13 protein-coding genes and 1 tRNA gene are annotated in these 14,448 nt (G+C 45.1%); 6 read left to right on the top strand and 8 right to left on the bottom strand.

Annotated features, from left to right (window positions below):
• The first annotated feature begins 150 nt into the window (after positions 1 to 150).
• From C9I99_RS00885 to C9I99_RS00875, 3 genes are read left to right on the top strand one after another with little or no spacing between them, the layout of a single operon-like run.
• Complete coding sequence (locus C9I99_RS00885; protein ID WP_107346962.1) at positions 151 to 1,509, top strand: TackOD1 domain-containing metal-binding protein; 1,359 nt, start codon at positions 151 to 153, stop codon at positions 1,507 to 1,509.
• Positions 1,496 to 2,809: a glycosyltransferase family 2 protein gene (locus tag C9I99_RS00880; protein WP_107346961.1), complete on the top strand. Its 1,314-nt coding sequence runs from the start codon at positions 1,496 to 1,498 to the stop codon at positions 2,807 to 2,809. The genes C9I99_RS00885 and C9I99_RS00880 overlap by 14 nt, the downstream gene beginning before the upstream one ends.
• Positions 2,810 to 2,812: 3 nt before the next feature.
• Entirely contained in the window at positions 2,813 to 3,847 is a 1,035-nt protein-coding gene (locus C9I99_RS00875) for an HlyD family secretion protein (RefSeq protein ID WP_107346960.1), read from the top strand.
• A 170-nt stretch (positions 3,848 to 4,017) separates the two neighbouring features.
• Here the strand turns inward: C9I99_RS00875 and C9I99_RS00870 are convergent, their stop codons facing one another.
• From C9I99_RS00870 to C9I99_RS00840, 6 genes are all read right to left on the bottom strand, one after another.
• Positions 4,018 to 5,319, bottom strand: coding sequence for a serine hydrolase domain-containing protein (locus C9I99_RS00870; RefSeq protein WP_107346959.1), 1,302 nt, complete (start codon positions 5,317 to 5,319; stop codon positions 4,018 to 4,020).
• A gap of 265 nt (positions 5,320 to 5,584) precedes the next feature.
• A tRNA-Ser gene (locus C9I99_RS00865) sits at positions 5,585 to 5,675 on the bottom strand.
• A 116-nt stretch (positions 5,676 to 5,791) separates the two neighbouring features.
• On the bottom strand, positions 5,792 to 6,487 hold the full coding sequence (locus C9I99_RS00860) for a DUF4336 domain-containing protein (RefSeq protein WP_107346958.1): 696 nt from the start codon (positions 6,485 to 6,487) through the stop codon (positions 5,792 to 5,794).
• Positions 6,488 to 6,611: 124 nt separating this feature from the next.
• The gene (locus C9I99_RS00855; RefSeq protein ID WP_107346957.1) at positions 6,612 to 7,256 is read right to left on the bottom strand and encodes an HAD family hydrolase; all 645 of its coding nucleotides are present in this window, start codon (positions 7,254 to 7,256) and stop codon (positions 6,612 to 6,614) included.
• 94 nt (positions 7,257 to 7,350) lie between these two features.
• Positions 7,351 to 7,596: a hypothetical protein gene (locus C9I99_RS00845; protein ID WP_107346956.1), complete on the bottom strand. Its 246-nt coding sequence runs from the start codon at positions 7,594 to 7,596 to the stop codon at positions 7,351 to 7,353.
• 177 nt (positions 7,597 to 7,773) lie between these two features.
• Entirely contained in the window at positions 7,774 to 8,667 is an 894-nt protein-coding gene (locus tag C9I99_RS00840) for a LysR family transcriptional regulator (protein WP_107346955.1), read from the bottom strand.
• Positions 8,668 to 8,883: 216 nt separating this feature from the next.
• On the opposite strand from C9I99_RS00840, the gene tyrS reads away from it, so the two are divergent.
• The gene (gene tyrS, locus C9I99_RS00835) at positions 8,884 to 10,068 is read left to right on the top strand and encodes a tyrosine--tRNA ligase (RefSeq protein WP_107346954.1); all 1,185 of its coding nucleotides are present in this window, start codon (positions 8,884 to 8,886) and stop codon (positions 10,066 to 10,068) included.
• 160 nt (positions 10,069 to 10,228) lie between these two features.
• Here tyrS and C9I99_RS00830 read toward each other — a convergent pair whose 3' ends face one another.
• Positions 10,229 to 10,966, bottom strand: coding sequence for a hypothetical protein (locus C9I99_RS00830; RefSeq protein ID WP_107346953.1), 738 nt, complete (start codon positions 10,964 to 10,966; stop codon positions 10,229 to 10,231).
• Between the two features lie 348 nt (positions 10,967 to 11,314).
• Between C9I99_RS00830 and C9I99_RS00825 the strand changes: the two genes are divergently transcribed.
• Both C9I99_RS00825 and C9I99_RS00820 read left to right on the top strand, forming a co-directional pair.
• Positions 11,315 to 11,773 carry a GNAT family N-acetyltransferase gene (locus tag C9I99_RS00825; protein WP_107346952.1) on the top strand — a complete coding sequence of 153 codons (459 nt, stop codon included), beginning with the start codon at positions 11,315 to 11,317 and terminating at the stop codon, positions 11,771 to 11,773.
• Between the two features lie 149 nt (positions 11,774 to 11,922).
• Positions 11,923 to 12,267, top strand: coding sequence for a DUF6559 family protein (locus tag C9I99_RS00820; protein ID WP_107346951.1), 345 nt, complete (start codon positions 11,923 to 11,925; stop codon positions 12,265 to 12,267).
• Positions 12,268 to 12,350: 83 nt separating this feature from the next.
• Here the strand turns inward: C9I99_RS00820 and nhaA are convergent, their stop codons facing one another.
• The gene (gene nhaA, locus C9I99_RS00815) at positions 12,351 to 13,511 is read right to left on the bottom strand and encodes a Na+/H+ antiporter NhaA (protein WP_166645340.1); all 1,161 of its coding nucleotides are present in this window, start codon (positions 13,509 to 13,511) and stop codon (positions 12,351 to 12,353) included.
• Positions 13,512 to 14,448: the final 937 nt, after the last annotated feature.

Raw genomic sequence — 14,448 nt, 5'->3', positions numbered from 1 at the left:
CATTGGTCGGCCTCTATCTGTCGCCATGCCCTACTGAGCGCCATATTGCGATTCTCGGAACCGACATTGCCTTTGGTTGACTATCTTTGTCATACCACTTTATGAACACTTGGCTTGAGTTTTATTCTTGGAAACCAGCAGGATTGTTATATGCCATCAACAGACAAATGCTTATATTGGCTCGGAAATAACGCTCCTGAAGCCGCAATGTTCGAACAGGTTATCAGGGTGACGACGGTAGATGACCTGCCTGATATATGGGGAGGGATTTTATGCCTCAGCCTTGATGACCCCCAAGAGCAAAATACAATGCTTGCGACCATGTTCAGCCATCCAAAGTTTTGGTCTTGGTCTACGTATGTCGTGCAAAACAATCCCTACTGTGAGTGTTTGACGGACGGCATTTTCAATGAAAAGGTTGCATTTGAACACGGGAAAAACACCAAGATAAAACTGAGTAAGCTACCGGATATTGAGAAAATAGAACCATTCGTCGGCTGGCTTGGTATCAACAGGCAACGACGAATAAGGCCGGTTAAACAACTTAATTCACTGACTATATATCGCTACCCCATCATAGAAGCCCTCTACCCCGAGCTCTATTCGAGTTATCGATTTATAGTGACCGAGACCAAGCGTGAAATGCTGGAAGCTGAACGCCTTGTTGACCGCATAAGGGTATGCAAACAATGCAATGGCGGGCACCTCAACTACGTAGAGGTATGCCCAAACTGCAAAAGCATTGATATCGATGTACAAACGTCTTTGCATTGCTTTACCTGTGGGCACGTTGGCGATCAGCAGAGCTTTTTACGCAAAGGGAAGCTGGAGTGTCCTAAATGCATCACCCAGCTGCGGCATATCGGAGTCGACTATGACCGGCCATTAGAGACCCATATTTGCCATAAGTGCTCTCATTTGTTTGTCGAAGCAGACACTATCAGCCATTGTCTTAACTGTGATACACAAACAGATATTGCTGAACTCATTGTCCAAAAAATTCATCAACTTAAGCTGGGACAATTAGGTGAGTACGTCTATCAACATGGTAAAATACTGCAGGCACCTGAGCTATCGATTAAAGGCAAGGTCGATGCTGGTTACTTTGAAAATATTCTATTGTGGGTAAATAAAGTTGCCTTGCGGCATGATGAAGAACACCTGCTACTCAGCATGCACCTCCCCAGACTCGAAGAATACAGTAATCTCTATGGCGACAGTAAGCTATTTGCTCTACTCGACCAAATTACCCATAGACTCAATGGCCTATTCAGAGATACCGATATCTGCTGTCAATATAAGCAAGATGTACTGTTGGTTTTGATGCCTAAAACAAAGATATCAACCATGCCAGTGCTCCAGAACAAAATCGAACAGCTGACCCAGCTGATTGAAGATGAACTTTTTACTCTGCATGTCTCCGCATTCAAAATACCGGATCCCAGAATTAACGATGGAGTAAAGATATGGCTCGCTGAAACCGTAGGTAATATCTATGCTGCCAGATAGTGTCTATATTTTAGAGTATTTATATCTCGTCTTAAGAAATAATCTTGAAGTATGGCTTCTGTTATTTCCTATGCTACTGATCATTGAATTACCGCTGTATCTTCTGGTCATTACGGGCATATTACGTTGGGCTTTCAATCAATCATCACCCACGCCCTCGTATTTTCCCAACATCAGCGTCATTATCACCTGTTACGGCGAAGGAGATGCCATTCAAATCACTATCGATACTCTCGTCGAACAAATCTACCCGGGACACATTGAGATCCTGGCAGTGGTTGATGGCGCAAGCCTGAATCAAGATACCTATCTTGCCGCTATGCGTAGTAAGCAGCACCATAGAAAAATAAAAAACCGCCAAGTCACCGTTATCCCAAAATGGCAACGCGGTGGGCGGGTATCCACTCTCAACGCTGGCCTGGCCATGGCGAAAGGCCAACTTGTTATCAATGTTGATGGCGATACTTCATTTGATAACGATATGGCGTACAACATGGTCCGAGTGTTTTCTTCTCCCCACACACTTGCCTGCGGTGGCGCATTGCGAGTACGAAACCACACTAAGAACCTCCTCACCCGGATGCAATCACTGGAGTACATGCTGTCAATGCAGGCGGGGAAGACGGGGATGGCAAACTGGGGGGTATTGAACAACATTTCCGGTGCATTTGGCGCTTTTAGAACCCCGCTACTTAAACAAGTTGGGGGATGGGACACTCACACAGCCGAAGATCTCGACCTGACCATGCGCCTGAAACAATACAAGGTACGCTACCCAAGTTACCGTCTTGAGTTTTCTCCCCATGCGGTTGGACATACCGATGTGCCAGATACGTTGAAGGGATTGATTATGCAGCGCTTGAGGTGGGATGGCGATCTGTTGTTTCTATTTCTCCGCAAGCATCGTGAAGGGTTAACGCCATCATTACTGGGATGGGGTAATTTTATTTTCACATTGGCATACGGTATCATCCAAAACGTACTACTCCCTATCATTGTTGCCGGCTACACAATATATATTGTCACGGCCTATCCACTTGCCTTCGTTCTGGCACTCTTCATGCTGTTGTACGGTGTTTACTTCCTCTTTTCATTACTGTTCTTTGTTGTGTACTACAGTTTGGTTTCCGAACGAAAAAGTGATTGGAAAGCGGCTATGTGGTTACCTATCTACCCTATTTATCAATTTCTCATGCGCCTTCTGACCGCGTTTGCCATGATTAATGAAGTCGTCCGGCGCAGCCATGAAGAGTCCAGTATGGCACCTTGGTGGGTACTTAAACGGGGGAAAAAGTTCTAAACGATGAAGGTTAAATTTCACCTCGACAAACAGCAAAAGCCCCAGTCAGAAAACGGTATGAAAGTCGTTTATGGGCAGGCTAAGCGAGGCGGTTATAAGCTGCGCTGGTACCTGATCCTTGCATTGGTGATCAGCCCACTGATCATCATGGGGTATTATCTGTTCCGCACCCAAGTATTGGTTATCGCTCCAGCGATTATTACGTCATACCCCGTCACCATCACCTCTGCTGAAAGTAGTCTCGTCGCGCCACTGCCGACAGTGGTTGGCAATAAGGTTACTAAAGGTCAGGCCATCATTTTGCTGTCCGATCCGGCGCTTGATGAAGAAACCCGTTTTATAGAGCAAGAGTTACTTAAACTCTCCCCACCCTCACCAAAAATAGACAAGCTCTATCAGGCTGCTATTTCACAATCAGAGCAGAACTTGCAAAAATTCCAGCAAATACAAAAAAAGTACGACACTTTCAGAGCAAAAGGCCATGTGTCTGAAGTTGACTACGCCGCGATAATTAATATCAGCAGTTCACTCAACAATCAGCTACATAACCAAAAATTGGCCTATATTGAAGCCCAGCGCCATTTAAAGGAAATGGCTTTGGCAGGCCCGGTAAGCCAAGCCTATCGGGCATTAATGCAGGAGTTGGTCGTCAAACGCGCCCAGCAAGATAACCTTACCATTCGTAGCCCCATTAATGGTCGAGTCATCGATATCCACGTACTGGAAGGCGAGAGAATTACTGCCGATACGCCACTTATCACTGTGTCACAAAACAATACTCCAGAAATTATTGCCTTTCTCAATCCCAAACACCTGAAATACAGCGACATTGATAACAAGGCGAAAGTCACCTTTCCAGATGGAAAAACAATGAGCGCCACAGTAAATAAACCGGTTGAAATCGTTAATAAATTACCTCAAGAACTTCAGCGCCCCTTTGAAGGACAGCCTGCTTATTTAAAAGTCACTCTGCGCTTCGAAGGAGCTCTTGAGCAAAAGTATTGGATCGAAGGTATGGAAGTCGAGGTTCAATTCTAGTTATTTAGTTACATCGCTCTAACGCATTGAAATAGTTCTGCAAACAAATAAGTGTGGCTTTTGCTTTCAACTTGCCACTACCGTCCAACAACAATACGGATAATTTAGTTTAGTCTGGCCACCCTAGCCTAGATACCGACACCGTCGTTTCAGTCACTGCGTAATGTTCTCTACGCGACCTTAAATGCAGAGCAAAGCTCTTCGAGCAGCTGCGAACGACGCCTGAAGTCGACGAAAAAATTATTAATCAGTAATATCACACCGTCTCCAGTTTGCGGATTAACCATGACTCGAGAAAGAATACCCGGCCCCCCTCCGTCATGCCCCCAAAACACACCGTGCCTTGGTGTCGAAAATTGAAACCATCCTAGTCCCAACAGGCTTCCAGTAATAGGGTCCTGCCTTTGAATATCCCACATGCGCGCTATCGTCTCTCTTTTCAGCAAGGTGGTGTTAGCTTGTGGTAAAAAGGACTGCATGAATATCGTCAGTGCTTGGAGCGAAGAGCCGAGTAATGCCGCAGCATTGAAGGACGAAAAGTACTGGCAGTCCTCCAGCGAGAAATATCGTTTGTTGCCGTCTGCAGCGAAAGCAGTCTGGCTCATATATCCGCGATCTTGCATACTCTTGGTATAGATAGCCATAACAGGTGGTCGGGGGCTATTCTTCGCTTCATAAGGCGTAATAATTTTAGCTTGATCTAATTCCGCCTTGTTCCAGCCAATATCGGTTAGCCCCAGCGGAAAAAAGATATGTTTCTTGGTGTATTGCTCAAAGGACAATGAGGTCACACTTTCGATAAGAAGAGCCGCCACCATAGCATTTACGTTAGAGTATCCCGAGATCACCCCAAGGGGATCTGCAGTTACATGGTCAAAATCCCCAGGGCGATAATCATCATACGCAAGTTCAGGATCGTAATGCTGACCAGCCGGTGCAAAGCGTGCCTGAACCCAGGTTTTCAAGCTTTCCGAGTCATCTTTACAAAAGAGCTCCGCCATCTCATCAGGAGCAGACGTCATTTTCCGGGACGAGAGTGACGATGAATGAGTCAACAGATGATATGGCGTGATTGGCGTATCAGGAAAACTGGGATTTCTTAGTGTGAAGCCCAAGTAATCACTGACATCACCGTCAAGATCAACTGCCCCGCTTTCCACCAGCTGCATCAAGGCAGTCCAAGTGACCAGCTTTGATACCGATCCCAATGTCGGCCAGATACTATCCAGCGAAGCCGGGGTCTGACTCTTCAAGTCTTGATAACCGACGCTTTTCGCCCAAGCGATCTCGCCATTTCTAATTACCGCCGCACTGATGGTAGCAGCTGGCAAGTCAGTTAATGCATCCTGAAAGTGCTCTTCCAGCACCTGTTCAGGCTTTTTATTCCCAGCAAGAGCCCAAACACCAACACCGCCAGCTATGCTAGCTAGTCCTACCCCTTTTAATACCGTTCTTCTCGATACACGACTCATTTATCAATACCCTGAAATGTAAAGCCATAAAATAACAGCTTTAATCAGACTATAAATGCGCTCTAAATGGGCATTGGAACGACTACACGAAACCTGTCGCTTCAATCACTTATCTCATTCATGAATTGTGATTTGCGCATTTCTGATGGGCTTTATCTGAATGTGGCGGAGTGCTCTGGGTAAGGTGGATTTGATTCAAATCCCGACTCAATATCATTTAACGCATACAAAAAAGCCGCTGATTTCTCAGCGGCTTCTTCTAATGTGGCGGAGAGATAGGGATTTGAACCCTAGATACGCTACAAACGTATGCCGGTTTTCAAGACCGGTGCTTTCAACCACTCAGCCATCTCTCCGTAAGCGGGGTGGATAATACGGAGTTCTAGACGAAGTGTAAAGTAAAAAAATCCCCCAAACGGATAAGTGCTCACACTCTCAGCAGACCGCTGATATTCTCGGCTTTCGCCATAAACTAGGAAACAAACCGAGAAGAGAGTGAAGCAAATTTAGCCTTGGCCTCTTTTTCAATAATGTCGCCATGGGTGACAATAATCTGGGTAAAATCCCAGTCTTGCACACTTTGCAAGAATCGACTGAAAGCCGGTTTGTCTTTAAGAGTGAACCCCATTTTCAAAGGCGGTGCAACGCAGAAACCTTTGAACCCAATTGGTTCAAAGATGTATTTGGTCATGGCACCAGCAAAACCCGCTTTATTCGGATTTTCAGGATAGTTTTGCACCAAGTCTGTCACAATCAATGAATTAGAGCGAGAATGATAGAAGACCGTTTCATTGAACATCGGCACTGAGGGCATTGTCAGCCATTCAAGATCATCTTGCCAAACATTTTCCATACCGCTCTGAAGGATATGGTAATTCGATAGCGGTACTTTGCGGGGAATACCAGCGCTTACATACACTTCAGCATCGGGGTAAACTTCAATCCAGTCTTGTAGCCACTTACTGTGGTGGTTATTGGCCGCCACCAGATAACCAACAGGGCCTAGTTCATTGACTGCCTGCTGCAAAGAAGGCGATATAGCCGTCGGTGAATGTACCCAAAGGCGACCGTCCTGCAAGCGGATAACCGTCATCCTCAGCCCAAGTTTTGTCCCCAGCATTTTCATTGAGTCTTCATGAACCCAAATATCATCACCAATCTGTCGCATGCTATCCCCGCTTGTTATCCACTTCCATTAAACCTCTGTTTCCAATCAAGTATAGTGCCAGAGGGCGCAGCAAAGGCATGCTTTTTAGATCACAAAACGGCCAATTGGCGCTAATGATCAAATGTCAGAGATAAAACTTAACGTCAGCCAAAGAGGTACAAATTGACGTCGCCCGCCTTTCCACCTCCGCTGCAGGTATCAACAAATCTGGGATCATTATGGCTTGGCAACCGGCCTCCAGTCCCGAACGCATGCCATTGTTTGAGTCTTCCAAAACCAAACAATTGGCAGGGCCGATATCCAACTGGGCACAAGCCATCAAGTAACAATCGGGTGCTGGTTTACCGTTCTTCACATCCTCGGCCGTAACAACGACATCAAATTGCGAGAAGTAATCGGTGCCGGCAAAGTGGTGCTTGGCCTTTTTGAGCGGGGAAGAGGTCACCAAGGCACATTTCAGCCCTTTTTGCTTACTGTGCGCAAACAACTTGCTGAAACCCGGTTTGAATGGGATCCCTTTACCTTGTTCGGCATTAAACATATTATCCCTGACTTGGCAAAAACGCTCGAGATCCAACGCTTCACCAAACTTAACGGTAATACGACGCTCACACTCTACATCCTGAACCCCGATGAAGGACTGATAATCCTCGTCGGTTAAGACTAACCCCTGCTCTTCAGCCGCATATTGCCAGCAGGCCTTGTACAGCCCTTCAGTATCAAAAATCAGGCCATCCATATCAAACAATACCGCTTTTACTTCGTTCATTTCCTTCCTCAACGTTCGGTGTGCGTTGTAACGTGCTTACGATTATCTGGTCAGCTTGACGGGATAGCGATACATACAAGCAATGTCGACATAATCAGTTTGATGACCAGTGACCATTTGGCGTTCCTTTTACTGAGATTACATCACTGATACCGGGCAGAGGTAATAAATGGGCTAGCTCGCCCATAAAGCTGATGCTATCTGCAGCCAGTGCAACTTTACCTTCCCCCCAGTGAAGGAAATCACTGTCTTGGCGCTCTTTATCAAACGTTGCACTAAACTGCGCTTTCGCCTCAACCGATTGAATCGTTGAAATAGGCGGCGCTTCAGGGGCTATCAATATTGGCAGAACATAAATACCAAGAGCAAAACCGATCCCTACTGCAATAATGTAGGTAAAGAGCAGCGCAATAATTCGTTTCAGGCCAGCCGCCTTGCTAACGCTGAGTAAATTCAGGCCCGTACATCTGAACTATAGCAAAAACAGTGAGGTAGCTTAGATTTATAGCGCCGAAACTTACAGCCTCTGTTTGGAAGCGAGAGCCTTTTCTAAAATGTGCAGTAAGGCTTGACGCACAGGGCCCTCGGTATAACGGCGGGTCTGGATCACATCAACCGTTGTCAGCCACCCGTCTGGCTCAAAAGCAAGATCCAAGACCACCAACTTACCTTGCTCAACATAAGGTGCAGCCAAACGTTCAGGAACGATCACCCAGCCAAGCCCTTGAGCAGCCAATTCCAGTAAAAGCTGATGATTGTTGGCGTACCATACCTGAGTACTGATGGCATAACTAAACCACAACTCCTTACCGCTGGACGAACGCTGCACAACTTGTCGGTAATTACGCAAATCACTATCTTTAAGTGCTACCTTGTCAGCTAATGGGTGCTGAGGTGCAGCCAAGGTCAAAAAACGGTTATACCCTACCGTAGCAAACTCGGTATCTTCCAGCATTTTTCCATCAGAATACACCACGCCAACATGCGCCCTTCCCTCACTTACCATTGCTTTAATATCGAAAGTTGATGCGGAGATTAACTCAATATTGGTCATCGGGTGCTGTTCGCCAATAGCGACAACCTGGCTAATCAATTCTGGCTCAAGCAGACTTTCTTCGATCGCAACCACCAATTCATGCTCTTCATCGGCATCCAGAGCCATAACCTTTTGGTCCAGACGTTGCTGCTGTAACAGGATTGAACGAGCAATGGGTAGCAGCGCTTCTCCTTGGGCCGTTAATCTCGGCATATTGCTCGAACGGTCAAATAAGGTTTGATTCAACGCGATTTCCAAATTCGATACCGATTGGCTGACCCCTGACTGTGCCCGTTTATACCTTCTTGCAGCAGCCGAAAATGACCCACACTCACAAACGGCGACAAACATTTTCAATTGCTCAAAGCTGTACATAACGGATTGCTCACTTCCAAATCATTAACCACAAACAAGCTATCACACCTTGTGATAGCTGCTAACTTTTACATGAAATATTCTTTGATACGCTGAAGCATCAATTAGCGCGGTGGAATGTTAGTACACCGAGCCACGAATTGACACCATCTCAACAATCAGAGTATCAGAATGAATGATAGATAAGCTCTGAACTTAACGACTAACGGAGCGACTATGAATATTGACCAAGCCCTTGCTCTCATTCACCGAGGAACAGAGCAAGTTACCCCAGAATCAGCTTTGATTGATAAATTAAAAAAAGACCGACCGCTCGTGGTCAAACTTGGTGCTGATCCTACGGCACCGGATATTCACCTTGGTCACACGGTTATTCTTAATAAGTTACGACAGTTTCAAGACTTGGGCCATAAAGTTGTTTTCTTGATCGGCGATTTTACCGGTAAAATCGGTGATCCAAGTGGAAAGAACACCACTCGTCCACCGCTAACGACGGAGCAGGTTCTCGCCAATGCTGAGACCTACCAGCAGCAAGTATTCAAGATTCTCGACCCTAGCAAAACCGAGATCGTCTTTAACTCCCATTGGCTATCTCAACTAGGTGCCGAGGGCATGTTAAAACTCAGCGCCTGCCAAACCGTGGCCAGAATGCTTGAGCGAGAAGATTTCAAAAAGCGCTTCGCCGAGCAACAATCTATTGGCATCCATGAGTTTATCTACCCGCTACTACAGGGCTACGATTCTGTTGAGCTAAAAGCCGATATTGAGCTGGGGGGCACGGATCAAACCTTCAACTTACTTATGGGCCGTGAACTGCAAAAACAGCACGCAATGGAGCCCCAAGTTGTGATCACCATGCCGCTGCTAGTTGGCCTAGATGGCATTAAAAAAATGTCAAAATCGGCGGCTAACTACATTGGTATCACCGAATCGCCAGACGAAATGTTCGGCAAGCTAATGTCAATTTCAGACAACTTGATGTGGAACTACTTTGAGCTACTGTCATTTCGCAGCATGGATGAAATTGAACAGTTTAAGCGGGATATCGACACGGGACGTAACCCTAAAGAGATAAAGGTGCTGCTGGCCAAAGAGATTGTCGCCCGCTTCCATTCTGATGAAGAGGCCAATAACGCCGAGTCGATGTTCAACCAACGTTTCGCGGCAAAGGTCCTGCCAGATAATCTAGATGCTATTGAAATGCAACACGGGTTAACCATCAGTCAGGTACTCAAGCATGCAGGGTTAACATCATCAACATCAGAAGCCCTTCGTCTTATCAGGCAGGGAGCCGTTAAGATAGATGGAATTAAAGTCGATAACCCGTCAATGGACCTTCCGGTAGGCGAAAATATATTCCAAGTTGGTAAGCGTCGCATAGCAAAAATTAGAATGCGTTGACACTCAGCATGACACGATAACTTAAGTCATTGGATCGCTATCTTCTTTCAGTTATTACTGGCTATTATGCATTCTAGTCACGAAGTGCCTAACTCATATTGCAGTAGCCAGTAATGTCGAAGACTGATCATAGTACAGCCTGAACATTGGAAAAATTAGACTATAACTGTCTAAAACTCAATTTATCCGTTTCATATTCTCTGCTGTACAGCCAATCTACCACATCGAATTCACATAATGATTGCTGGAAGTCAATCACTTCCAAATAAGAGCCTTTTATTGGCATAAATATATGATTACTTTTTATTTTAAGTGATTGCCCAAAAGATAGAGTAGACAGATTTAACAAATAAACATTAAATAAGTTAGCATCTAGGGGATATCCATATAAGTCATAACTTTCTACAAGCCTATGTAACCAGTAATCTGGGTTACTGCAATTTATAAAACCATTTCGGTAGTCCGATTTAGTTTCAGATAATATAGGACAAAGCCAGTTATATATATCATCAATAGATGCTTTGTTAATATGGTTATACAAGCCTTCTATACCAAAAACATACAGGACATCAGCCAAAGGACTTATCGATTCTCGTACGCGTAACAGCACATCAACGTCAGTTGGCGACTTAAATCCATATAAAATATAAGCTTGACTTAACCCCACAATCCAACTGACATTTTTTTCATATTCATTATCAGCCATAAAATAATACATTGACTGCGGGCCTTCTACATTTTTTACTCGCAGGCGGTGACGATTAAATGTTGCTTTGCTCACACTCAGTGCGCCATGAAGGGTACATTCAGTATTCAACGTTTCTATACTGTACAGATCTTTTTCAAGCTCTTTTACGATTTGTTTTGTTTTATTATCAAGAGTTGCTGCATGTAGCATATACCGACTCCGTGGTATCCACACCTTTTAATCCGCATATAAATAGTCTACCAACAAATAAAAACAAACAATGAGGCTAAACCGATAAAATATCGCAAAACCTATTGCTAAAATTGTTAGTACTTTTTTCCATTTGTTTCTTTTTACTTATATACTTAAAAAGAAAATGTTTTAAGCTAACCTTACCTCCCCCCCAAAAAAAACATACCAATATTCACTTATTGATACGCAGGTGGAATTAAAATTACAACAAAAAAGCATTGCACATAAACCAGTTTAGGGCACTACACAAATGAACCGATAACACGCTAAAATGAAATATTAACATTAAGACATGGTAGTCATTAAGTGATACAACAAGCAACATTTAGAGATACTTCAGAGGTTATTGCTATTACGGGGCTCGCAATTAGAGCCTGCGTAGACGAACCAGCCAATGTCCGAGATGAGATTATTGCCAGCTGCGCCGACAGTATACTGTGGTGGCGACGCTACCCTGACAACTCGGTACACTATGTTTACCGTATCGACGGCAATATCGTGGGAACCATTCTGGTTAAGGAGTTCTGGAACCTCTCCAATTTATTTGTCGCCCCTCAGTTTCACCGTCAAGGCATTGCTCGCCAATTGGTTGCCAAAGCTCTCGAGGTCTGTGAGGAGCGCTCCCCCAAGCAATCTGTTCAGCTCAATGCGTCGAAGTACGCTGTTAACTTTTATCAAAAACTGGGTTTTATTCCCAATGGCGAGCCGAGGGATTTACCGGGTGGATGCTTTCCGTTCATTTTTAAGTTCAATCAAACACCTTGAAGCATGAGGACAACGTAAACGTCGCCATTCACGAGAAGTGCTTTTATCGATTTTGTTACTGATAGTTTGAGTAACCCCATTAAAATAGATAGGTTGCAAAACACTATTGAACACTGTATTAATAGTGTTTTGTGCATAAGAGGCCAGCGATGTTCGCGATTATCCAGTTCTTCAAGCGAAGGGCTATCCGCCAATACATTAAGATACTCAGTCCGATACTGCTCAAATCTTATGGTCCACGAGAGAGCTATACCAAGGGGCAGATTTCAGCGATGCTGCAGCATTCTTCCTTGAGCTTGCGCTATCAGAAATATGCGTTTGCGCTCTTTGGGGATTTATACCCGGATCAACATCATGAGTTATCCCAACGCTTGTTTGATGGCCATGCCTTTAATGCTCTTCAGGTCATCGCGATTGCCAAACCTTCAGGCTGGAAAGGAAGCGCAAACACCGACAACCTTTCTAATCACTATGGGCAAAACAGCAGGTACTAAGTAAAAGTGGGCTAACATAAAGCCTACCTCCTTGCTTGGAAGCGCTCGAATTGGGACGACCAGCATGGAACCTATAATCCGTCTTATTGATCACCACCGACCTGCAACACATCCGCCCCATGACGGGTCGCAAAATGCATGCATATCAGCCCCAATATACTTGCCACCAGCGCAGCCACCACAATACCCAGTTTATAGTGATCATTCGCTAAACCGGAAAGCTCTCCAATAAACAAAGAGAGGGTTAAACCAATACTACAAAAAATGGACAGGGCGAACAGCATGCGCAAATTCGTCGCCTCGGGTAACTCAAAGATCTTCAGTCTCACACCAAGCCATACGGAGCCGAACACTCCTAATGGCTTGCCAATGAGCATCGCAATCGCGATATAGGCAGCAATGGGATCAATAACACTCTCCAAGCTAAAAATACCAGCGAGCGACACGCCAGCGTTTGACAGAGCAAACAAAGGCAATACCAGCAACGTTACCGTCCACTGCAACACTGACTCATTCCGGCGACTAAATGCACAACCACTTTGACTCACTGCGAACCCGATCACCACACCGGCTAAAACGGGATGAATACCTGCTTTCAGAAGTACAAACCATAAAATTGCCCCCAGTGCCAAATACGGTGACAAACGCTTGGTCTGCCAGCGAGTCAACCAAAACATCAAAACGGTAATACCCACAGACAAGCACAGGTACAGCACCTCAAACGAGGTCGTATAGAAAAGCGCAATGGTGATAATGGCTAGCAGGTCATCAAAGATGGCGACAGCAAGTAGAAACATTTTCAAACTAACGGGAGCACGACTGCACAGTGACAGTAAGCCAAGCGCGAGGGCGATATCAGTAGCCGTGACAATTGCCCAACCACTACTCAATGGCGAGGCAAAACCACCAATCAGGAAGAGGTAGATAATCGCAGGACAGATAAAGCCTGCACAAGCCGAGAGCAAAGGTAGGACGATCGCCCGCTTGGTCCGGAAAACCCCATGCTTAGTTTCGTTACTTAGCTCCAGACCCACCATAAAGAAGAAAAGGACCATGAGCAAGTCATTGACAAAGAGTTGCCATGATATGCCTTCAGCGAGCGGGTAGTGTTTAAATGCAGAGTAAGATGATGGGTGGAACGTTGCCCATAGGAACGCGAATAAGCAACAAGCTATCAGCAGCAGGCCACCCAGCCGATCCTTGGCTAGTGCAATTGCACCATTTGGGTTTAGAAAAGGCATCATAGTCACCATCCTTGCTCCCAGCACCCACAGGGGGAATAAACAATCTTCACCGTTTCAACGTATATGAGTATACCTTTTTAAACAACGACATAGATCCAGTTTCAAGTAACAACATACATATAAAGCATCGGATATTGGCCACTAACGTCCACTAAGCCCCTACCGCTCCCCCCAACAGAAGCACATAAACACCTGCAAGCGTCCCCCCAGCTCTGCGGATTCACTTGATACCTCTTCCCTAACTTAGCGTACTCAACCAGAAAACACTGGGATTTTTGAGCTAAATTATCGATATTGCCGTACAGTCGGCGATACTGCGACAGATTTTGGCCATACAAATAAGTATTTCCCTTTACACATGTCAATCTCAATACTGATATTCGTTGTAGCGAAAAGGGTAACGTGGTCGATATATGACACAGCCTGCTACATTAGCGTCAACTCTGTCTCATATACGGCGCGCTTGAACCGACAAGCAGTTACCGCCATAACCATCATATTTAGGCGAACCTTAAGCTTAATACACACCCAAGTATACCGCGAACATGTCGTAATAGGTGAGAGTCAAAATCGATGAAGTTGAGTTGAAAAACAACTGACTACCCCTTTCAGGTATTAATAATAAGTCATTGAGCCTGCGACGCACGCAGACCCCTCACCATCGGAATAATTGCACTAAGCAAACCTCATCGATAGGCATGAAGAACGCACAATTACTCGACAGTAATATCTAGATTCCCCTCAATGAAACACCTGTCTATGTACTGCCACATATTCTTACTAACCAACAATAACTTAGGCATATTTTTACCGACACCTAGCAGGCGCTGAACCGTATCGAAAAGCAGACAACAAGCGGCTGTTGCTGGCTTATACTTAGCTTACATCGGCACCAATTAAACGAATGGACCCAATACAATAAATAACGTCAGTAAGG

Origin of the sequence: Photobacterium lutimaris (assembly GCF_003025555.1) — a bacterium.
Taxonomy (GTDB): Bacteria; Pseudomonadota; Gammaproteobacteria; order Enterobacterales; family Vibrionaceae; genus Photobacterium; species Photobacterium lutimaris.
This window is presented reverse-complemented; position numbering and strand designations above follow the sequence as displayed.

Coding starts and splice junctions, on each gene's coding strand:
- tyrS (WP_107346954.1), top strand. CDS start 8,884: ATGAATATTGACCAAGCCCTTGCTCTCATTCACCGAGGAACAGAGCAA.
- C9I99_RS00840 (WP_107346955.1), bottom strand. CDS start 8,667: ATGTACAGCTTTGAGCAATTGAAAATGTTTGTCGCCGTTTGTGAGTGT.
- C9I99_RS00855 (WP_107346957.1), bottom strand. CDS start 7,256: ATGAACGAAGTAAAAGCGGTATTGTTTGATATGGATGGCCTGATTTTT.
- C9I99_RS00880 (WP_107346961.1), top strand. CDS start 1,496: ATGCTGCCAGATAGTGTCTATATTTTAGAGTATTTATATCTCGTCTTA.
- C9I99_RS00820 (WP_107346951.1), top strand. CDS start 11,923: ATGTTCGCGATTATCCAGTTCTTCAAGCGAAGGGCTATCCGCCAATAC.
- nhaA (WP_166645340.1), bottom strand. CDS start 13,511: ATGATGCCTTTTCTAAACCCAAATGGTGCAATTGCACTAGCCAAGGAT.
- C9I99_RS00875 (WP_107346960.1), top strand. CDS start 2,813: ATGAAGGTTAAATTTCACCTCGACAAACAGCAAAAGCCCCAGTCAGAA.
- C9I99_RS00830 (WP_107346953.1), bottom strand. CDS start 10,966: ATGCTACATGCAGCAACTCTTGATAATAAAACAAAACAAATCGTAAAA.
- C9I99_RS00885 (WP_107346962.1), top strand. CDS start 151: ATGCCATCAACAGACAAATGCTTATATTGGCTCGGAAATAACGCTCCT.
- C9I99_RS00860 (WP_107346958.1), bottom strand. CDS start 6,487: ATGCGACAGATTGGTGATGATATTTGGGTTCATGAAGACTCAATGAAA.
- C9I99_RS00870 (WP_107346959.1), bottom strand. CDS start 5,319: ATGAGTCGTGTATCGAGAAGAACGGTATTAAAAGGGGTAGGACTAGCT.